The organism is Pseudomonas azotoformans, assembly GCF_900103345.1.
In the GTDB taxonomy this organism is placed as follows: Bacteria; Pseudomonadota; Gammaproteobacteria; order Pseudomonadales; family Pseudomonadaceae; genus Aquipseudomonas; species Aquipseudomonas azotoformans.
In genome coordinates this window covers 2,946,959-2,968,429 of sequence record NZ_LT629702.1, presented here as the reverse complement: position 1 = coordinate 2,968,429, position 21,471 = coordinate 2,946,959, and the positions used below count along the sequence as shown (strand labels likewise).

Here is a 21,471-nt window from a genome sequence, read left to right as displayed (position 1 = left end):
GCTGAGCGTAGTGCCGCCCTATAGGCGCTTATCAATCTCTTTGGAACGCCGTGCCAGCGGGATTGCGTTCAATTGGCACGCATTCTGCTGACTCTCTCGTATACAAACCATGCCGCCTCCCGTATGCACCCCGCGACGGAAGCGCAGGCCGGTATTTCGAGGAGCCCAGCGATGACCGAACAATTGCCCAAAGGCTACAGCCCGCGCCTATATAACCAGGACTTGGGCCCGCTGCCGCAGAAGTGGACCTGGTACAACATCTTCGCATTCTGGATGAGCGACGTGCACAGCGTCGGCGGCTATGTGTTCGCCGCCAGCCTGTTCGCCCTGGGCCTGGCCAGTTGGCAGGTGTTGATCGCGTTGCTCGCGGGCATTTGCATCGTGCAGTTGATCGCCAACCTGGTGGCCAAGCCGAGCCAGCAGGCTGCGGTGCCTTATCCGGTGATCTGCCGCCTGGCGTTTGGGGTGTTCGGCGCGAATATTCCGGCGGTGATTCGTGGTCTCATCGCCGTGGCCTGGTACGGGATTCAGACGTACCTGGCGTCGAGTGCCTTGATCATCGTGGTGCTGCGCTTCTTCCCACAGATGGCGGTGTATGCAGAACCGCATTTTGCAGGCCTGTCCTACCTTGGCTGGTTTGGTTTCCTCAGCCTGTGGGTGTTGCAGGCGGCGGTGTTCTGGGCGGGCATGGAGTCCATCCGCCGTTTTATCGATTGGGCAGGGCCGGTGGTATACGCGGTCATGTTTGTACTGGCGGGTTGGATCGTGTGGAAGGCCGGCTGGTCGAACATCAGCTTTACCCTGGCGGAAAAATCCCTGTCGGGCTGGCAGGCATTTGGCCAGGTGATTGTGGCGACGGCGCTGGTGGTGTCGTACTTCTCCGGCCCTACCTTGAATTTCGGCGATTTCAGCCGTTACTGCCGCAGCATGCAGGACGTGCGACGCGGCAACTTCTGGGGGCTACCGGTGAATTTCCTGGCGTTTTCCCTGGTGACCGTGGTGATTGTCTCGGGCACCTTGCCGGTGTTTGGCGAAATGCTGCATGACCCGATCGCCACCGTGTCGCGCATCGACAACAGCATGGCCGTATTGCTCGGTGCCTTTGCCTTCGTCACCGCGACCATCGGTATCAACATCGTCGCCAACTTCGTCTCGCCGGCGTTTGACTTCGCCAACGTCGCGCCGAGCAAGATCAGCTGGCGCGCCGGCGGGATGATCGCTGCCGTGGCCTCGATCTTCATCACCCCGTGGAACCTGTTCAATAACCCGCTGATGATCCACTACACCCTGGATATCCTCGCGGCGTTTATCGGCCCGTTGTTCGGGATCCTGCTGGTGGATTTCTACCTGATCAAAAAACAGCAGATCGACGTGGACGCCCTGTTCGATGACAGCCCGAACGGGCGCTATTACTTCGACGGCGGGGTGAACTGGACAGCGGTCAAGGCGTTGGTGCCTGCGACGCTGGTGGGCGTCGCGATCACCTTCACCCCGGCCTTGCAGGGCATGGCCAACTTTGCCTGGTTTACCGGGTGCTTCCTGGGTGGGCTGTTTTTCCTGGTGTTGGCGCGGCGTGAACAGGTGCGTGTGCCTGCGCCGCTGGTTGCCGGTTGATCAGCACCGAGCCCGCTACCAACAAGCCTGCTCCAGCGACCACCAACGCCGGTTGCAGGCCACCGCTCAAGTGGCTGCTGACCGACGCCAGCAACGGCCCGCTCAATTGGCCGATGGCAAAGCTGGCGGTCAACAGCCCGGTGCTGCGCTGGTAGCCATGGGGCGCGACTTCCCGCAGCCGGGCCATCACCAACTGCATGCAGGCCAGGAACGGCCCACCACACAGCAGGACCCCCAGTGCCAGGCCCCAGCCGTTGCCCAGCAAGCAGGCAAACACCCCCGCCGCTTGCAGCCAGAGCGTGGCCATCAGCCAGCGGCGCGTGGTGTTCGGGTCCTTGCGGCGCAGGGTCGCCACCACCACACCGATCGCGGCCGCCAGGCCGAAGCACGGCCAGAACAGGTCAGCCTGCCAGACGCCCTTGAACTGTGCGCTGGCCATCTGCGACAGAAACGTTGCCGGGATGATGTAGCCCAGGCCGTACAACACGTAGATCCAGCACAAGTGCGCGATGCTGCCGTTGCTGCCTGCGTCGGAGTGGCCGGTCAGGGGGGCGGCGGCAGACGGCTTGGGCAGAAACGGCAGAATCGCCAGTAACATCACCAGCGCCACCGCGCCGTACACCAGCCATAACGTTGCCGAGCTTTGCCCCAGCAGGTTCGAGCCCAGCGCCAGCAGGCCGGTCAATAGAATCCCCAGCCCCGGCCCTGCGAACACCAAGGCACCCAGGCGTGGACGCCCGGCGGCCATCGCCAGCGGCTGGCTCAGGCTGGTGATCATCACCAGCGCCCAGGCACTCGCGACACCGGTGCCAAAGCGCAGCAACAGATGCGGCCAGAAACCATGGGCCCAGTACGACGCCAGGGTCAGCAGCACGCACAGCCACAACCCGCCATACAAACGGCCACGCACGTGGTGATGGCTGCGCGCGAAGATCGAATCCACCGCGCCCACGAAGTAGCCCAGGTAATTGGCGGCGGCGATCAGGCCGGCGCCGGTCAAGTCGATCTGCCCTTCACTGAGCAGGTGGGGCATTTGCGGGGTGAGGGCGAAGCGGCCAATGCCCATCGCCATCATCAGGGCGACAAAGCTGGCTGTTAAGCGAATCAAGGGAGACATAGGTCAGGTTTCCTGCGGGTAAGCGAATACCTTCAGGCTAAGACGGATTGACTTTCTGTAAAATTGAATAATAGTGAGTAACTTGTTCAGTTTTGGAGAAAGTCATGGAGTTCAGTCAATTGCGCATTTTCCAGGCCGTGGCGGAAGAGGGCTCCATTACCCGTGCGGCTGACCGCTTGCATCGGGTGCCGTCGAATCTGTCGACGCGCCTCAAGCAAATGGAGGAGCAGCTTGGTGTAGAGCTGTTCGTGCGTGAACGCCAACGCTTGCAGCTTTCTCCTGCGGGCAAGGTGCTGCTGGACTACAGCACCCGTCTGCTGGCCCTGCATGACGAGGCCCACGGTGCCGTGCAAGGTGGGCAACCGGCTGGCGATTTTGTATTGGGCAGCATGTACAGCACGGCCGCGGTGCATTTGCCGAAGTTGTTGGCGGGCTATCACAAGGCTTATCCGATGGTGAACCTTCAGGTGCAATCGGCGCCCAGCGGGGAGTTGCTCGAAGGGTTGATCACCGGTCGCCTGGATGCGGCCTTTGTGGACGGTCCCATCACCATCGCCTCCCTGGACGGCATCGCACTGTGCGAAGAGCGCCTGGTGCTGATTTGCGAGGCCGACCACCCTCCCGTACGTGGCCCCCAGGATGTCGCTGGGCGCTCAGTGTTCACCTTCCGTCGCAGCTGCGCCTACCGCACCCGCCTGGAGACCTGGTTTTCCCACGAGCGCGTGGCCATGGGCCGGGCGATCGAGATCGAGTCCTACCAGGGCATGCTCGCCTGCGTGATCGCCGGATCGGGTGTGGCGCTGATGTCCGAATCGATGCTCGACAGCCTGCCCGGCAAGGACAGTGTGTCCGTTCATCCGCTGATAGGGCCTTTTGCCACTGCGACCACCTGGCTGATGTGGCGAAAGGGTATGCTCGGCGCTAACCTCAACGCATGGATCGACTTGCAGCAAGCCGACAAGGCTGCGGTTGTGCAAGACACACGCGCCATTGCTTGAGCGATCCGTCAGGATTTTGATGAATTCAGTAATAGTTCGTTGTGTTTTCGTTCAAGCAATACGTAGGACTTAGGGCTACTATCACTGTAGGAAAGGGCGACAGAACTTGCGCCTACTCGCATTACCCTTAAAGGGGGCAACCATGAAAGAGAAAATTCAAAACTGGCTCCATGACCTGGGTGTTGCACTGGGCTTGATCGAGCCTCCGCTGCAGCCGGTACCGATTCGCACAGATGACGAGCAGCGTCGTCCACGTCGCAGGTAAGTCCTGAAGCGCTCACGCGATTGAATCGCGCGGGCGCTCATGGCTGGGTTGTTCTTCAGGGCGTGTTCGGTTCCCTGTAATCAGACTGTATTCCCGTTCATTGGGTAGTGTGCCCAATTATCTGACGAGGCACGTGTCATCGTCAGAGCCTTCTTTTTATCCCGTCATCCATGCCCTTTTCCCCGTTTGTCCTTCTATATTTTTGCCTTCACATGGATGAATGGGCAGTGGTATGTCGAGTATTGATAGCGAAGGGATGTTGATTGCCGACAGAGTCGAACTCCGTCGGTTTCAATCGATCGAGCACGGGGATTTGCGCAGCGTGAGCGCGCTGGTGGTTCACCAGACAGATGCCCCGACCGCCCCGCACACCTTTAATGCCTACCTTGCCAAGGGCAACGGAGCACACTTTCTCATCGAGAAAAATGGTGTGATCTACCAGACGGCCAGCCTCAAGAAACGCTGTTATCACGTTGGCCGCTACTTGCGTTCCAAGTGCATGGCAACGGACAAGGCAACGTGCGACCCCGCCCGAATCCGAGCTATTCAAGCACTCACCTGGACCTTGCAGATCCGCGCGCTGGATCGGTATGAACGCACCAAGGGCTATCCTGAGCGATTCCCGATGAATGCGGACTCCCTGGGCATCGAATTGGTCGGCAAGCATCTGGATGCTGCACGTTATGAGGAGGTGACCGCGATGCAGAATCAATCTCTGCGATGGCTGGTGGGGGAGTTATATGGTCATTTCCGCCTGACGCCGGAGGACGTCTACAGGCATCCGCAAATCTCTTACAAACACCCCGGCGAAGCCAGCAGTGCGGTGTGGCAATGAGTCTGCGCCGATGGGCACTTGGCGTGTGGGTATTCCTCGCCGGATGCACGACTTCCCCTCCCGATATCGACGAAATTGCCCTTTTGGGCTTTCACTCCGAAGAGCCGGAACGCTGTCGACCCAGTGACGTTGCGCTGGATGAGCGACAGGTCGCGTCCTTTTTCAAGCGTGCTGAGCCCATTGATGGAGGCACGCTGCATGACGAGTACGAATGGGCGCCTTGTTACCTTGAAGGCACACTGAAATATCATGGCAAGGCGTGTGTGTGGCGGGTGAGGGCGGGGGCGACAGGGGAGATCGAATGCCCGGCAGTCGAGCAATATTTCGGCTGTAAGGATTGTGTTGATTTGTTTAAAGGTCTCAGCAGCGGGGAGGAGTGAGCAAGCGCTGTGGGTCTGCCGGTCAGCCCTTGGCGTTCGATTGTCGGAATCGGACTACCTGTCAGTCGGAATCAGCTGGCTTATCTAATTCTAGAAATACCCATAGCTTGAAACTCAAGCGCCTCTTCATAGCGCCCCAACGTTTTATTGAGTGCCTCTTTTCGAGGTGTCAGTCAGAGTTGTTGGAGACAAAGCTATGTTGCTCTCTTCAGTTCCTCCGGTCGCCGCGTCACTCATCACCACCACCGACTGTGTTTTACAGGCTGCGCCTGTGTCGAAAGGCTGGAGGGCCGACGCGCCCAGAAACGTCGTGTTTCTTTCCCCGGCATTGACCAGGCAGGCGCTGCTCATACAGATCGCGCTCCTGCGTCCAACAACCATCATTGTTGGAGACCAACCCATCGATGCGGATGTCCTGGAGCAATGGCGTACCTCCCACCCTTTTGGAAACCTCTGTTTGATCCGCAGAGGGACGAGCCTGGACAAGATACGACTGGACCTGTGTGAATCCCACGCCATTCAAGTACTCAACACCCCAGGGGTGAACGCGCCGCATGTGGCCGCCTACATCCTGCGTTGGCTGAGACTGGCGGATGGTTCCATCCCCCGGGACGTGCGCGTACTGGGATACGGTAATGTGGGGAAAGAGCTGGTCAACCTGTTGCTTGATCGAGATCCCGATGTTCGGATCAGAGTGTTGGTCCGGCCAGGTCGAGCGCCGGATACTCTCGGGAATGCCGCTTCCGACAGTCGAGTGTCATTTGTCGTGGACTGGTTCGAGGCCTTGGAGGGCGCCGCTGCTGTGGCAGTGTGCGTATCCCTCAATGACGAGTCCGTTCATCGCCTTGATCGGGCTCTTATTCAGTGCCTGCACCGACAAGCCCGCCTGATCTGTGTCGCCAAGCCGGATGTCTTTAGCGACGGTGCGTTGCATGCCCTGGCCGAGGCTGAAAATATGCAGCTGGTATTGGACTATGGGCCAGCGACATTGGATGCGTTCCGGCAACGCACGCAGACGCTCGGCTGCGAGGTCTCCACCTGGTACAGGCCTGCGACGCTCACTACCCAGGCATCAACCACCGAGGCCTGCCAGCGCGACCTTGACTATGCCGTTTCAATACAGCTGAGTTTGATGGCCTTGCGCGGTCTGGTGAGGCGTAAACTTGCACAATCATTGACGCTCCCTTCTCTGCCGGTAGATTCCAGTGCGCCGCGTGTGTCGATTATCGGCAGAGGCATCAATGGCCTGTTCCAGGCCGTGATGCTCCGGTTGGCGAATTATCAGGTCACCGTGTATGGGGGAGATCAGAAGAGCGATGGCACCGGTTATGCCGATCTGTATTTGGCCGTTGAATGCAATCGTGCAGGTATCGAGCTGTTTGAAAGGTTTCTGGCTGACAATCCAACGCTGACACGATTCGCGCTGGCTCGGGATGTTGAGGTTTCGGGCTACGGCCTGGAACTTATCCATTTAAAGAGGGAGATCAAGGCGCTTTTGAGAGGCTCCGGGGTTCGGTTTCCGTCACAGTTTCTGAGTCGGGTTCAGATCGCCGAGCGGAGCAGGGGGCACTTCGTGGTTATAGCCAGTGAGGAGGGCGGAACTTCGATAGTTCACTGTTGCGCCCATCACCAAGTAGCAGCCGGAGGCACCTACGCCGGCGGCACAATCCAAGGACTGTTATGGGCCTCCCTGGTCCAGGAGATCATCCAGGCAAACCAGAACCTGGCGGTTGAATGAAAAAAACGGGCGCGACATCCGACGTCGCGCCCGCTGAAGAAACCCCTCTAAAACCCGCTGTCTCTCAAACCGCGCTGGCCGCTACACCTTCTGGCCGACGCGACAACAAGCTCACCACCACAAAGCTCACCAGCCCCACCGCCAGGCTGTAGTAGATCGGTGTGTTCGCATCCAGCCCATCCTTGATCATGAACACCAGCGCCGTGACAAAGCCCAGGGTCATGGAGGTGATCGCGCCGGAGGTGGTGGCACGCTTCCAGAAGATCGCACCGATCAGCGGGATCAACATGCCGCCCACCAGCAGGTTGTAGGCCAAGGTCAGGGCGCTGATCACATCGCTCACCACCAGGGCGATGCCCAGCACGGCAATGCCGGTCAGCATCGTGAACAGGCGGTTGACGGCCAGGCTCGACTGTTTGCCGCCACGCAGGCGCGGCAGCAGGTCTTCGGTCAATACGGTGGAAGCGGCGAGTAAACCGGCGCTGGCGGTGGACATCATCGCGGCCAGTGCAGCGGCAATCACCAGGCCACGGATGCCGTCTGGCAGTGAGGCTTTGACGATAGCGGCAAACGCATTGTTGACGTTGTCCAGGTCCGGAATCAGCACGTGCGCGGCCATGCCGATCAGCGCACAGGCCAGGCCGTAGAGGATGCAGTAGAAACCGGCGAAGGTGCCCGCGTACTTGGCGACCTTTTCGTCACGGGCGGTGAACACCCGCTGCCAGATGTCCTGGCCGATCAGGATGCCGAAGAAGTAGATCATGAAGTAGGTGATGATCGTGTCCCAGCCGATGGCGGTGAAGCTGAAGCTCGACGCCGGCAGCTTGGCGACCAACTCGTCCCAGCCGCCGACGCGGTACAGGCAGATCGGCAGCAGGATAAACATCAGGCCGACAGTCTTGATCACGAACTGCACGATGTCGGTCAGGGTCAGCGACCACATGCCGCCGATGGTCGAGTACACCACCACCACGCCACCGCCGAGCAGCACCGAGATCCAGAACGGCAGGCCGAACAGCACCTGCAACACGGTGCCGATGGCCAGGATTGATGTCACGCCGATCATCAGCGCGTAGGCCAGCATGATCACCGCACTGGCCTGGCGGGCCATGGGGTTGTAGCGTTTTTCCAGGACTTGGGTCACGGTGAAGATCTTCAGCTTCAGCAGCGGCTTGGCCAGGAACAGGTTCAACGCAATGATGCCCATCCCCAGCGCGGCACACAGCCAGAAGCCGGAAATGCCATGCACATAACCCAGGCGCACGGTGCCGACGGTGGACGCACCGCCCAATACGGTGGCGGCCATGGTGCCCATGTACAGCGACGGGCCCAGGTTGCGCCCGGCCACCAGGTAGTCTTCGTGGGTCTTGGCGCGGCGCATGCCGTAGTAGCCGAGCACGAGCATGCCGGCGGCGTAGATGAGTACGACGAATAAATCCAAAGCCATGACGGCGGTTCTCCGATTATCGTTCTTATGGGCGATCAGGCGGCTGGTTGCAGCGCCGGTTTAACGCGCGCATCCGTGCGCTTGCTGCGAGGGTCGGCGGGCCCGTAGACGGCCGCCGGTTCCGGGAACATGCGTAGCAAAGTCAGGTACACCACCGACGCCAGCCCCAGCGTCACCGGCAGGCTGATATCGATGCCGTCGGCCAGGTTGCCCAGTGGCCCGACAAACTGCCCCGGCAGGTTGACGAAGCACAGGCCCACCAGCGCACTCGGAATCCACGCGCCCAGCCCGCGCCAGTTCCAACCATGGCTGAACCAGTAGCGACCGCCGGTTTCTCCACGGGTGAATACCTGCAGGTCATCCGGGCAGTAGAAGCCGCGACGCACGATCAGGCCGATGATCATCATCACCATCCACGGCGTGGTGCAGGTGATGATCAGCACGGCGAAGGTCGACACGCTCTGCACCAGGTTGGCGGCGAAACGTCCGATAAAGATGAAGGCAATCGACATTACCCCAATCAGCAAGGTGGCCTTGACCCGCGACAACAGGCGCGGGAACACGCTGGACATGTCCAACCCGGTGCCATACAGCGAGGTGGTGCCGGTGGACATGCCGCCGATCACCGCGATCAGGCACACCGGCAGGAAGAACCAGGTCGGTGCCACCGCCAGCAAACCGCCGACGTAGTTATTCGCCGCGATGTAGTCCGGTGCCTTGATCGCTACGATGGTCGCGGTGGCCAGGCCGAACAGGAACGGGATCAGCGTCGCGATTTGCGCCAGAATCACCGCCAGCATGATGCGCATTTTCGGCGTCTCACGCGGGATATAGCGCGACCAGTCGCCGAGGAACGCCCCGAAGGAAATCGGGTTGCTCATGGCCACCAGTGCAGCGCCGATGAAGGCGGCCCAGAAACCGGTCTGGCCCAGCGCGACGGTGCCGGCGAAATGGCTGTCGAAGGCGGGCGCGAAGGCGAAGATGCCCAACAGGAACAACAGGCTCGCCGCCCACACCGCAATGCGGTTGACCCACAGCATGAAGCGAAAACCGTAGATGCACACGGTCAGCACCAGAATGGCGAACACCCCGTAGGCCAGGCCCAGGGTCAGGTCGGTTTCCGGCAGGCCGATCAGGCGTTTCGCACCGCCCACCAGCGCATCACCCGAACTCCACACCGACAGTGAGAAGAAGGCAATCGCGGTCAGCAGCGACAGAAACGAGCCGACGATCCGCCCGTGCACACCAAAGTGCGCACCGGAAGACACGGCGTTGTTGGTGCCATTGATCGGCCCGAACAGGCCCATGGGCGCCAGGATCAGCGCGCCCACCAGCACACCCAGCACAATCGCCCAGACGCCGGCCTGGAATGACAGGCCGAACAGCACGGGGAAGGAGCCCAGCACGGCGGTGGCAAAGGTATTGGCACCGCCGAAGATCAGTCGGAACAGATCCTTGGGCCCGGCGGTACGTTCGTGGTCCGGGATCTGCTCGACCCCGTTGGTTTCTATCTTTCGAATACTTTTATCGTTGTTTTTATTATTCATGATCTGCTCCGATCACATTGGCTAAGGGGGCGGCAGCCCTTCCGGCATAGCGGACAAATGTTCGTGACAGGCCAGCCACAGGCCTTCTTCTTGTTCTGTGCGAGATCCTTGCCGTGTGAAGACAATGGTCTCGCGTTCCTGGCTAAAGAATTGCTCCCCGTTCATGCGCAGCTCGGTGGCCACGTCATGCATAAAAATCGCCACGTCGCCTTGCAGGCTGACCACGGCGTTGCTCGAGGAGCAGGACAGCACCTCGAACCCCTCATCCCGGCGCCAGCTGTCCCACAACGCCTGGTAGGCATCGCGGCTGAGCAGCGGCTGGGGGAGGGTGTGGAACACAAAGCTGGCATCCGCCGTGAACGCGCCGAAGTAGGCGGCGCGGTCATTGCGGGCGAAGGCCGCCACCAGTTCGGCGGCGGCTTGCAGCACTTCGCGGGTGCTCATCAGCGGTGCGCCACGCCCGGCAGTACGCAGAGCATCTCGTACAGCAGGTTGGCGCCCAGCAGTGAGGTGTTGCCGGTGGTGTCGTAGGGTGGCGAAACTTCTACCAGGTCACAACCAATCAGGTCGAGGCCCTGGCAGCCACGGATGATCTCGATTGCCTGGATGGTGGTCAGCCCGCCGATTTCCGGGGTGCCGGTGCCCGGTGCCCAGGCCGGGTCGATACCGTCGATGTCAAAGCTCAGGTACACCGGGCCGCCACCGACTTTCTCACGCACTTCGGCCATCAGCGGCGCGAGGGAGTGGTGCCAGCATTCTTCGGCCTGGACCACGCGGAAACCCTGCTTGCGGCTCCAGTTGAAGTCTTCGGCGGTGTAGCCTTGGGCGCGCAGGCCGATCTGCACCACGCGGTCGCAGTCCAGCAGGCCTTCTTCCACAGCGCGGCGGAAGGTGGTGCCGTGGGCGATTTTCTCGCCGAACATATGGTCGTTCACATCGGCGTGGGCATCGATATGCACCAGCCCGACCTTGCCGTGTTTCTTGTGGATCGCCCGCAGGATCGGCAGGGTGATGGTGTGGTCGCCACCCAGGGTCATCGGGATCACGTCGTGTTCGAGGATCTCGTCGTAGGCTTCTTCGATGATGCGCACGGCGTCGAGCAGGTTGAAGGTGTTGATCGCCACGTCGCCGATGTCTGCCACCGACAGCGAGTCGAACGGTGCAGCGCCGGTGGCCATGTTGTAGGGGCGGATCATCACGGATTCGGCGCGGATTTCACGCGGCCCGAAGCGGGTGCCGGCGCGTAGCGAGGTGCCGATGTCCAGGGGCACGCCGATGAAGGCGGCGTCGAGGCCCTTGGCTGTTTGCAGGTGGGGAAGTCGCATCATGGTGGCGATGCCGGCAAAGCGCGGCATTTCGTTGCCGCCCAGTGGTTGGTGGAAAATCTTGTCCACGGGAGTGCCTCATCGTTGTTTTGTTTATTAGGGCCTGATTCTGCGAAATACCGGGAAACGAAAGAATCGGTAGGGGCAAATACTTAGTTCAGATTTTTCTAAACTAATGCCTGGGGTAAACTGCCCCCGACCTTTGTAGGAGCGAGCTTGCTCGCGAAAACCGTCAACGATGACGCAGCGCATCTGGTTTTACGCGGCGCTCTCAGGTTTTTCGCGAGCAAGCTCGCTCCTACAGTTACAGCGTTTTTGGAGGCCCCATGGCCAACGCCTTGCCCGACCTGAAACTCCTGCGCATCTTCGTCAGCGTCGTGCGCCACCAGGGGTTCGCCAATGCCCAGCACGAACTCAACCTGTCCACCTCGGCCATCAGCACCTATATGAGCCAGCTGGAATCGGCATTGGGCCTGGTGCTGTGTCATCGAGGCCGCGGCGGGTTCAGCCTGACCAGCAAAGGTGAGCTGTTCCATCAGGAGACCTTGCGCCTGCTCGGTGAACTGGAAGGCTTCGAGCAATACGCCGCCGCGTTGAAAGGCGAGTTGCGCGGCACGCTCAAATTGGGCGTACTCGACTCCACTGTCAGCGACAAGGCGTTGCCATTCGCCGAAGTCATCGGCGCCTACAGCCTGGAGCACCCGGCGGTGCACCTGCACTTGTCGGTGATGAGTCCCTACGAGCTGCAACTCGGCGTGCAGGACAACCGCCTGGACCTGGCAATCGGCGCCTTCTCCAACCGCATGAGCGGGCTGGTCTACATGCCGCTGTACCGCGAGCAGCACTGGCTGTATTGCAGCACCCGTCACCCTCTCTTCAACGAGCGGCGTATTCCCGAGCAAGTCATCACCCAGCAACGCATGGTCGGGCGCGGCTATTGGAGCCAGGCCGAACTGGCGCGCCATGGCTTCAAGCACAGTGCGGCAACGGTGGAAAGTATGGAGGCGCAGCTGATCCTGGTGCTGTCCGGCGCCTACATCGGCTACCTGCCCGAGCACTATGCCCAGGCCTGGGCCGACAAGGGCGATTTGCGCGTGTTGCTGCCGGCGACCTTCGGCTACCAGGCACCGTTTTCGATGATCATGCGCCGTGGTCGCAGCCGTGAACCGCTGATCCAGACCTTCCGCGATCTACTCAAAGCCCAGCTCAACCAGGCCTGATAACACCATGTCCAGACCCCAATGTTCCCGCTGCCTACGGCCCGTCACCCATTGCCTGTGCGCGCTGATCCCCAGCCTCGACAGCCGCACCCGCGTGCTGCTGTTGCAGCACCCGAGTGAGGTCAACCATGCGCTGAACACCGCGAGGCTGGCAGCGCTGGGCTTGAACAACGCGCAGTTGGTGGTGGGGGAGGTGTTCGAGGATCTGCCGACGTTGTTGAACCCACCCGGTTATCAGGCGCGACTGTTGTTTCCGTCGGACGATGCACAACCCCTCCAAAGCTATGTGCCAGGCGAACAGCTGCTGTTGCTGGTGGTCCCTGACGGCACCTGGCGCAAGGCGCGCAAATTGTTGCACCTCAACCCGATGCTGGCAGCGTTGCCCCGGGTGACGTTGGCGGGCGACGCCGTATCACGCTATCGGCTGCGCAAGGCTCCCGGACCGGGGGCATTGTCCACTATCGAGGCGATTGCACAGGCCCTGCAAGTGTTGGAAGCCCCCACCTCCTTCGAGCCATTGCTGCGTCCGTTCGATGCACTGATCGAAGGGCAGATTGCAGCGATGGGCGCAGCGGTCTTCGAGAAGAACCATGGCTGAATCAACGCGCTACATAGCTACCGGAGCCATCGACGGGTAGTGGATAGGCTGATCATTTCAAGGAGTGTGAAATGATTGAGCCGATAGCGACACGACAGCAGGCAGACCCATTGGCTGAGTTCATGGCGCAGCAGCGAGCGCTGGGGCCTTTGGTCGCAGGCGACGAGTGGGCGACCCTGCAAACCGTGGACGCCCTGCATGAAAAGTTCGCCGCGTTCATGGCCGGGTTGGATGACGATGGCCAGCGCGAATATGTTCGCCTGCAACGGGCCTTGATCGAGGCCCAGGCGGAGGTTGAGCGTACTATTCGTCAATTCGTCACACAGTTTGAACACCAGAGCCTGGAGCGTTTGCGAACGGGGCTCAAAGACCTCACCGGTCAAGTCGTTGATCCCAAAACCCAGCACATCACCACCACCTATTCGTATGGCCCTCGCCGCCATCGGCGCGACCTGGCAGACCACGCCAATGAGCCCAAGGTCGTCCGGCTTTCGCTGTGGGACGCCGCCTGCATGAACTATGACGGGCTGACCGGATGGGATTACCCCGGCCATGACGGCGTGGCAACGTCCAGCAGGCTCAGTATCGACCTCAGCCCCGAGGACTTCATCGCGTTGGTGCGCGAACTCGATCTCGGCGGCCAACTCAGAACCCTGCTTGACGATAACCTGCACAAGGGTAAGCCGTTGGGCCAGGCGATTGTGAACCTGGGGCGCCTTGAGCTTGAGTTCGCCCTGATTGCAGCCCTGAAAGACTCGAACATCACTCGAATCGACCGGGAAAAATACCGGCATATCAAGCAAGCACTGGAGCAGGACGAGGGGTGGGGGCACTGCGAGGAAATGCAGCTGTTCATCCCCGACGGCATGGACAACATCGGTTGGGTGCCTCAATTCATCGGCAACACCGGGCAAATACTCAGCAAGCCGCCGGGGGACAGCCTGAACATCCCCCACCTGGTGTTTTCCGTTAACGGTTGCAAAGGCGCGTTCAGTTACTTTCCCCGTCGGCCGGGCGGGGGCGACCTGCGTCATTTCGACAGCCAACGGGAAGCCTGCCAGGAGTTTTATGTGGCCTTCAGTGCTTTCTACCGAAAGGGCTGGGTGGCGTGGTTATACGTGGTCATGTCACAGCCCGACAGCGAGCGCTTGACCAGACTCAGACGAGGCGCCACCCGCGAAACCGGGCTCAGTCCTTTTGCCGAGGCACTACAGGATCTGTTTCTTGAGGTGTTCGAGCCTCGCCTGGAGGACCGGACCGGCTATACCCGTAAAGTCGTGACCAAAGCACCGCCCGTCAGCTTGGGCGATCTCCACCTGGCGCGCATTCGCGCCAACCTCAAGGGCCTGGCCAACGAGACACCGGGATTTCTGCCGACCCTTGCCGGTATCGCTCGCACCGTGATCGGCGAGGTGCTGGAGCTATTGCTGATGCCGGTACCCGGGCCGCTCAAGGGTTTGGCGCGTGTACGGGCAGTCGCGTTGTTCGCGGCGCTCGGTGAGGGGTTGCTCAACGGAATTTCCAGTGTGCTCGAGGGGCATGCTGGGGAACTGGTCCTGGCTTTTTCCGACCTGGCCGACCTGCTGATCAACGGGCGGCTGCATAGCCGCCTGGCGTTCAGTGTACGGCGGCGCCATCAAGCCTTGTATCAACGCCTTTCGCAAATGCCCGCCGCCAGCATCAAGGACAGTGCGGGGTTGAGTAGCCCCCAGTTGCTTGAGCGCATGTTGCTGCCCTCCCAGGCGCCTGCGCATGAGCTGCAGGCCGTTCTGGAAACCAGCGGTACCTCACGGGAACAATTGGAGCGTGTCTGGGCAGGCGAACGTCCATCAGCCTCGTTGGTGGAGGCGGCGCATCGGTTCAACGCCGACCGGCTGATTGACTGGGCCGCCAACTCGGTCGATTCCAACCGGCCAGTGCCTATGGGGGCGTTCGAAGTCATGGGCCCGTTGCTGACCCAGCTGCCGGCGTGGCCGGTGGATACGGCGTTGAGGATCGTGAGTGCACAGGGCCAAGAGTTACGGCGCTACAGCAGGGATGCGACCCGCCCGACGACGATCGTGATCACGGTTACCGCCCTGGATAACCACCAGTTTGGCTACTCTGCACCGCAGCGCATCACCGCGCACCTGTCCCACGCGGTGGTACAACTTTTACCCTCGATTTTTTCCGCCGGCGAACAGGCGGTCCGTTTGCAACTGGCGGCCCAGGCTCAGGCGTCGCGGTTCGATCTGTTCGAAGCCTTGACCCGCTTTGCCGACACCCATCGCTTGGCCGCTAACCGCGCGTCGGCCTTCGTGCGCAAGTGGCTGCCCGACAGCCTTGGGCATGACTATCCGGTGCCCGATGTGATCGAGGTGCTGCGCGCATTGCACCCCGACGTCAGCCTGCCCAGGTTGCTGGAGGTGCTGGAACAGCATCCGCTGTCGCTTGAACAGCAAACCCGTTTGATCGAGGTGCGGCAGCAACCCGAGCAGCTCTACGACGCGCTCAAGGTTGCCGCGCAGATGGCGCGTGCCGAGGCGCTCATTGACCGGATCTACCACCGCCGCAGCTTTGACCAGCAGACCCAGGCGTGGGTCCAGGCGTTCGCCCGCAGTGCGTTGAGGGCTATCGGCAAGCACCTGATTGTTCGCCCTCCAACCTACGTTCCCCTGGATCGTGACAAGCATGCCGTGTTGATCCTCGACCATGGTGATGGGGAGTTTTCGCCCTATGATCCGGGCAGCCAGGGCGCCGGCGTGCAGCAGGGCGGCGCGGATGGGTTTTTCCGGGTGCTGCTGAGCCAACTCTCCGATCACGATCGCGCCCGGTTTGGTGCCGATATGCCCGCGGCCATCACTGGGTTTCGTCATCAAGTGGCCCAGGCAATGCTGCGCAATCGTGCACCGCAAGGCACGTTTTACCCGGTACTGCGCGACATCGCGCAGTACGCGAGTGACGTCGACACCAGGCGCATTGCACCCGAGCCCGATGCCTTGGGGTTGTTCTCTCTGGAATCGGACCGCTATTTGTTCATCGATAGCCAATATTTCAAAGTGACCCAGGCGGATCGAACCCGAGCCTGGCGCATCCGCCATCCGGCCCTGGACGATGCGTATGCGCCGCTGCTGAGCCACAACGGCGCGGGCGCGTGGCGGCATGAATGGGAGAACCCGCTGACCTGGGACGGGCATAAACCCTTTTACCGCCTGGGCCCCAGGTTTCGCACATTGACCCCCGATGCCATCGACCAGGTTCAGCAGATCAGCGGGGTGACGCCGGACATACTGCGCAAGGTGCATGTGCGCAGCGAACCGCCGCCGGTGCTTTTGGTGGAGACGTTCGAGCGCTTGAATATCTTTGAACGGGTCAAGCAAGGGCTGGAGACGGGCTCGGAATTTATCGTCCAGGTGCTCGATGAAATAACCCCCGACAGCGCGGATGCGTTGGTAGGGCTGCCTGGCGCTGCACGTGAAGATCAGGTCACGGCGCTGGAGGCCAAGGTGAATATGGACAAACTGCAGATGCATGCTCAGTTTTTTGATGTGCTGCGTCTGAAGAATCAACAGTCCGACGACCCCCTGGTTCAGTTGATTCTGCGTCAGTTCCCTGGGTTGACGGTGGGGATTGCACAGGACTGGGTACAGCATGCCGCGCCGTCGGAGCTTACGCGCTTGAGGGGGGGGCGGGTACCTGCCTCCCTGCTGCAAGAAGCGCGCTGGTGGACCCGCTGGTTGCGCGTCTGCCGCGCCTTGGAAGGCGTGCACCTTTCCCCACTGGCGAATGATGACAGCTCACGGTTGATGCTGCATGAGATGGCTCGCCGTGAGGGATGGCCAGCCCATTTGCGAGTCGAAGTCTGGGACGCCCATCGGATGATCGACAGCGTTGGTCCTGCTGATGGGGCTCTACGGCGAGTGTTGAAGCCGACCGTGGGCCAATACCAAGCGTACTCCCCGCGGCCTGGTGACGGCTTGCAGGCTGTGGGCGCTCGGGCGCCGTTTCTGGAAGCCTTGCTCAGTGCATTACCGCCTGCCGAGCGACAGACGTTGGGCTACACCCATATGGGCGGGGTGGCTGAGTTGAGGGCGGAGATGGGCAGCCGGCTTAGTCGCGACTGGCCGGGCATGCAGGCCATTCTCAAGATGCAGCGTGTACCAGAAACGGGCGTGTCAAAGCGCCTGGAAGACGGGCGTGTGGGGTATCCGTTGAGTGGTGGTACCGAGTTGGGGCCGGTGGACCGCCAACAAGTGGCCCGCATGCGCGAGTTGTTTCCTGCCATGACGGACCGGGAAGTCTTCGAGATGTTGGAGAATATCAGTGACTCCGTGGCCCAGCGTGAGGAGGCTATCGACTTCAAGTTCAGGGAGCGGGGGCGTATGAATCGGCTGCTGGATCACTGGTGTCGTCAGGGAGAGGCAGCGGACACTCTCCGGCGAAATGAAGTCGCTGAGCGGATTCGGCGCTGCTGGCGTAAAGAAGTCTCCACACGAGGCGTGGACTTCGAACTCAATCTGGATGATTTGGAGGTCAGTGACCTGCCGCCATTAGGGGCTCTTATGGCACATGTCCAATTGATGAGTTTAAGGAATAATCACCTGACAAGTTTGCCCACTCACTTCCTCAGGTGCTTCCCGAACGTGCGCTGGCTGTGTGCCAGTGGCAATCGTCTGGAGCGCCTCCCCTCGGGTTTGAATTACTTACCCTATCTGGTACAGCTGGATCTTGCTGACAATCGGCTCAAGTTCAACTTGGGGGACGTGATCGCCCTATCCGAATGGACTCAACTGACAAGCCTCGATTTGTCCGACAACCCGCTTAGGTTGGGCAAGCGGCTCAATCTTTATCCGCTGAAGCATTTGCGTGTATTGAAAATGCGGAATACGCAACTCGAGAACCTTCCACAGGGTGCCGTCACCTTGCGTAACCTGAGAGTGTTCGACCTTCGCGATAACCGTATATCCATACTTACCAGCAGTGATCTGTTTATTTTCCCCCATGTCAGTCGTGCGATGAATCTGCGCGGAAATCCACTGTCGGACGGAACGCTGCAAATGATGCGCCGCATGCGCGAGCAGCCTGATCGATCAGATATCCACTTTGGACTCGGCCCACAACACCTATCGCAGGCGGACCGTTGGCTGGCGGTGCTGCCATTGCAAGAGGTAACTGCGCATCACGAACGTTGGCGCTTCATGCAATCACAACCGAGATTCGAGAATTTTTTCTCATTGTTGGCATGTGTGAGTAATGACCCCAATTTTACGTCGATCGGCTATCGGGCTTTTAGAGAAGACCTGACTGCGCGAGTCTGGTCATTGATCGAACGTGCGGAGTTAAACCGTTCGCTGGCTGATGTTATGGCCGAGCAACTGTACGAAAGGGGCTACGGTAGAGATGGATGGGTGTTGGCGCTGAACCGCTTGGAGCTCAGGTTTCAAGCCACCGAGCTGTATTTTAGTGCAGACAATGAACGGGGTGTGTCTCTCATCCACTGTCTTCGTACCTTGAAGCGGCTGGACACTATCACGGAGATAGTGGTGAAGGTATTACCGTCCCAATCTCCCAGAGCGGCAGGCAACCGTATGTTGGCTTTCGCAATTTTGTTGGCTCGGGAATTGGAATTGCAACTTCCGTTGAAGGAACGCCTGGACAGAGAGTTGACCGTCAGCCCTGCGGAGGTCGCTGCTATGCATCAAAGAGTGATGATGGAGGAGGCGCAGGCTTTGTGGCCGTCGCCCTTGCTGGACGAGGAAGAGACGCTCTGGAGAGCCTTTCTGAAACAGAAGTATCAAGGGCGCTTTAACGAGAAGATTGACTATCACGGTTATGAAAGTCGGATGAATGATGCAATGGATAGGCAGGAACGCGGGGCGCTCAGCGAAGGTGAGTATCTACGGGAGGTGAACGGGCTAGCGGCGGCAAGGAATCAGGAAGAAGAAACGCTGTTTGTCCAGTTGACCGAGGAAGAATGGAGCGCATTCCTGGCTACTTATTCTATTGGGTAATAAGCACCATACTTTGCGTGATATGGCCCGCCAGCCTTTCCCGGTATGATGTGCGCCCCGCAGTCTGGATTGCGAATACGCCATGACCTTGCAGTACCCAACAATCGCCGATTGCGTCGGCAACACGCCCCTGGTCCGCTTGCAACGCATGGCGGGTGAAACCAGCAATACCCTGCTGCTCAAGCTCGAAGGGAATAACCCGGCCGGTTCCGTGAAGGACCGCCCGGCGCTGTCGATGATCACCCGCGCCGAGCTGCGCGGGCAGATCAAGCCCGGCGACACCCTGATCGAAGCCACCTCGGGTAACACCGGGATCGCCCTGGCCATGGCCGCCGCGATCAAGGGCTACAAGATGATCCTGATCATGCCCGACAACGGCAGCGCCGAGCGCAAGGCGGCGATGACCGCCTATGGCGCGCAGTTGGTGCTGGTCACCCAGGAAGAAGGTATGGAAGGCGCGCGTGACCTCGCTGAGCGCATGGCCGCCGAAGGCCGTGGCCTGGTGCTGGACCAGTTCGCCAATGGCGACAACCCCGAGGCGCACTACACCAGCACCGGCCCGGAAATCTGGCGCCAGACCCAGGGCACCATCACCCACTTCGTCAGCTCCATGGGCACCACCGGCACCATCATGGGCAACTCGCGCTACCTCAAGGAGCAGAACCCGGCGATCCAGATCGTCGGCCTGCAACCGATGGAAGGCGCGGCCATCCCAGGTATCCGCCGTTGGCCCGAGGAGTATCTGCCGAAGATCTACAACGCCACGCGTGTGGACCGCATCATCGACATGGCCCAGCGTGAAGCCGAAGACACCACCCGCCGCCTGGCGCGTGAAGAAGGCATCTTCTGCGGCGTGTCTTCCGGTGGTGCGGTGGCGGGCATGTTGCGCCTGTCCAAAGAAGTGGAAAACGCGGTGATCGTCGCGATCATCTGTGACCGAGGCGACCGATACCTGTCGACCGGCATCTTCGACGAACCCAACTGATGGCCAAGCACGAGAGAGGCCTGCGCTTCCAACCGACGGGCGGCAGCCGGGCCCCGCAGATTCCAGTGGGCAAGAAACAACGCCTGACCATCGAGCGCCTGGCCAATGATGGCCGTGGCATCGTGTTCTTCGAGGGCCGCACCTGGTTTGTGAACGGCGCGCTGGCCGGCGAAGAAGTCGAAGCCCGAGTGCTGGGGGCCCACGGCAAAATCGTCGAGGCGCGCACCGAGCGTGTCTTCAAGGCCAGCGAGCTGCGCCGCCCGGCGCCGTGTGCGCACGTTGGCCGTTGCGGCGGTTGCAGCGTGCAGCACCTGCCCCACACCGAACAGCTTGCCCTGAAACAGCGCATGCTCGCCGAGCAACTGTCCCGCGTGGCCGGTGTCGAACCGCAAGAGTGGGCCGCGCCGTTGAGCGGGCCGGAATTCGGCTACCGTCGCCGCGCCCGCGTGGCGGTGCGTTGGGATGCCAAGGCGAAACACCTGGACGTCGGTTTTCGCGCCGTGGCCAGCCAGGACATCGTCGCCATCGATGATTGCCCGGTGCTGGTACAGGCCTTGCAACCGATCATGCAGCGCCTGCCGAACATGCTGCGCCGCCTGAGCAAACCCCAGGCGCTGGGGCATGTGGAGTTGTTCAGCGGTACGTCCACTGCGGTGTTGCTGCGGCATATGGCGCCGTTGTCCGAAGCGGACCTGCAGGTGTTAAAAGAATTCTGCACTTTCCATGAGGCTCAATTGTGGCTGCATGGCGAGGGCCAGCCGGAGCCGGTCGACACTGATGCTGTCTTGGGCTTTCGACTGGAACAGTGGAATCTGGAGCTGGCTTACCGGCCGGGAGACTTCGTACAGGTCAACGCCGGGGTCAATGAAGCGATGGTTGCCCAGGCCCTGGAATGGCTGGCGCCACAACCCGACGAACGGGTGCTGGACCTGTTTTGCGGCCTGGGCAATTTCGCCCTGCCACTGGCGCGCCAAGTGCGTGAAGTGGTGGCGGTGGAAGGTGTGCAGACCATGGTGGACCGGGCGGCCGTGAATGCCATCAGCAACGATTTGCATAATGCGCAGTTTTTTCAGGCCGATTTGTCCCAGCCTTTGATTGACGCAGAATGGGCCAAACAGGGCTTTTCTGCGGTACTCTTGGACCCACCCCGTGACGGTGCCCTGGAGGTTGTGCGCAAGCTTGCGACCTTGGGCGCCAAGCGTCTGGTGTATGTGTCCTGCAACCCGGCTACGCTGGCGCGGGACACGGTTGAGTTGGTCAAGCAAGGCTACCGGCTAAAACGTGCCGGGATCCTCGACATGTTTCCGCAAACCGCGCATGTCGAGGCCATGGCGTTATTTGAAGCGGGCTAGGATGCCCGTTTAATCCGACTGGCCTGCGTTCTCCAGGGCCTGTGATCTGCCAGGGAGTCC

General features: G+C 60.7%; 16 protein-coding genes and 1 pseudogene. 12 read left to right on the top strand and 5 right to left on the bottom strand.

The features are described from left to right. Positions 1-171 precede the first annotated feature (171 nt). The gene (locus BLR69_RS13160) at positions 172-1,614 is read left to right on the top strand and encodes an NCS1 family nucleobase:cation symporter-1 (protein WP_071493809.1); all 1,443 of its coding nucleotides are present in this window, start codon (positions 172-174) and stop codon (positions 1,612-1,614) included. Here the strand turns inward: BLR69_RS13160 and BLR69_RS13155 are convergent. Then, positions 1,526-2,731, bottom strand: a complete 1,206-nt coding sequence (locus BLR69_RS13155) for an MFS transporter (protein WP_071493808.1) — start codon at positions 2,729-2,731, stop codon at positions 1,526-1,528. The two genes, BLR69_RS13160 and BLR69_RS13155, sit on opposite strands and share 89 nt — an antisense overlap. 104 nt (positions 2,732-2,835) lie before the next feature. Here BLR69_RS13155 and ptrR point away from each other — a divergent pair, with 104 nt between their 5' ends. From ptrR to BLR69_RS13135, 5 genes are all read left to right on the top strand, one after another. Beyond that, the gene (ptrR, locus tag BLR69_RS13150; protein ID WP_071493807.1) at positions 2,836-3,729 is read left to right on the top strand and encodes a putrescine utilization regulator PtrR; all 894 of its coding nucleotides are present in this window, start codon (positions 2,836-2,838) and stop codon (positions 3,727-3,729) included. A gap of 142 nt (positions 3,730-3,871) precedes the next feature. Then, the gene (locus BLR69_RS31360; RefSeq protein ID WP_003193089.1) at positions 3,872-3,994 is read left to right on the top strand and encodes a PA1414 family protein; all 123 of its coding nucleotides are present in this window, start codon (positions 3,872-3,874) and stop codon (positions 3,992-3,994) included. Between the two features lie 232 nt (positions 3,995-4,226). Then, complete coding sequence (locus BLR69_RS13145) at positions 4,227-4,829, top strand: peptidoglycan recognition protein family protein (protein WP_071493806.1); 603 nt, start codon at positions 4,227-4,229, stop codon at positions 4,827-4,829. Next, positions 4,826-5,209, top strand: a complete 384-nt coding sequence (locus tag BLR69_RS13140) for a hypothetical protein (protein WP_071493805.1) — start codon at positions 4,826-4,828, stop codon at positions 5,207-5,209. The genes BLR69_RS13145 and BLR69_RS13140 overlap by 4 nt, the downstream gene beginning before the upstream one ends. A gap of 196 nt (positions 5,210-5,405) precedes the next feature. After that, a complete protein-coding gene (locus BLR69_RS13135; RefSeq protein ID WP_071493804.1) occupies positions 5,406-6,947 on the top strand; it encodes an amino acid dehydrogenase in 1,542 nt (513 codons plus the stop codon). Positions 6,948-7,011: 64 nt separating this feature from the next. Here the strand turns inward: BLR69_RS13135 and BLR69_RS13130 are convergent, their stop codons facing one another. Genes BLR69_RS13130 through speB form a run of 4 tightly spaced genes read right to left on the bottom strand, consistent with a single transcriptional unit; the run spans position 7,012 to position 11,335 of the window. Next, on the bottom strand, positions 7,012-8,394 hold the full coding sequence (locus BLR69_RS13130) for a sodium:solute symporter (RefSeq protein ID WP_071493803.1): 1,383 nt from the start codon (positions 8,392-8,394) through the stop codon (positions 7,012-7,014). A 35-nt stretch (positions 8,395-8,429) separates the two neighbouring features. Next, the gene (locus tag BLR69_RS13125; protein WP_071493802.1) at positions 8,430-9,941 is read right to left on the bottom strand and encodes a purine-cytosine permease family protein; all 1,512 of its coding nucleotides are present in this window, start codon (positions 9,939-9,941) and stop codon (positions 8,430-8,432) included. 21 nt (positions 9,942-9,962) lie between these two features. Beyond that, positions 9,963-10,385 carry a YybH family protein gene (locus BLR69_RS13120; RefSeq protein ID WP_071493801.1) on the bottom strand — a complete coding sequence of 141 codons (423 nt, stop codon included), beginning with the start codon at positions 10,383-10,385 and terminating at the stop codon, positions 9,963-9,965. After that, positions 10,385-11,335, bottom strand: coding sequence for an agmatinase (speB, locus tag BLR69_RS13115; protein ID WP_033900672.1), 951 nt, complete (start codon positions 11,333-11,335; stop codon positions 10,385-10,387). Before speB ends, BLR69_RS13120 begins: the two co-directional genes overlap by 1 nt. 120 nt (positions 11,336-11,455) lie before the next feature. Here speB and BLR69_RS31505 point away from each other — a divergent pair. The 6 genes and pseudogenes from BLR69_RS31505 to rlmD form a co-directional block, all read left to right on the top strand. After that, positions 11,456-11,584, top strand: a pseudogene (locus tag BLR69_RS31505) (outer membrane lipoprotein carrier protein LolA); the annotation flags it as partial. A gap of 8 nt (positions 11,585-11,592) precedes the next feature. Then, positions 11,593-12,486, top strand: coding sequence for a LysR family transcriptional regulator (locus BLR69_RS13110; RefSeq protein ID WP_024076785.1), 894 nt, complete (start codon positions 11,593-11,595; stop codon positions 12,484-12,486). A 7-nt stretch (positions 12,487-12,493) separates the two neighbouring features. Beyond that, positions 12,494-13,084, top strand: coding sequence for a tRNA-uridine aminocarboxypropyltransferase (locus tag BLR69_RS13105; protein WP_071493800.1), 591 nt, complete (start codon positions 12,494-12,496; stop codon positions 13,082-13,084). 71 nt (positions 13,085-13,155) lie between these two features. Continuing rightward, a complete protein-coding gene (locus tag BLR69_RS13100) occupies positions 13,156-19,074 on the top strand; it encodes a DUF6543 domain-containing protein (protein WP_071493799.1) in 5,919 nt (1,972 codons plus the stop codon). Positions 19,075-19,156: 82 nt separating this feature from the next. After that, on the top strand, positions 19,157-20,059 hold the full coding sequence (gene cysM / locus BLR69_RS13095; RefSeq protein WP_058425337.1) for a cysteine synthase CysM: 903 nt from the start codon (positions 19,157-19,159) through the stop codon (positions 20,057-20,059). Continuing rightward, entirely contained in the window at positions 20,059-21,411 is a 1,353-nt protein-coding gene (rlmD, locus tag BLR69_RS13090; RefSeq protein WP_071493798.1) for a 23S rRNA (uracil(1939)-C(5))-methyltransferase RlmD, read from the top strand. The genes cysM and rlmD overlap by 1 nt, the downstream gene beginning before the upstream one ends. The last annotated feature ends 60 nt before the right edge of the window (positions 21,412-21,471 follow it).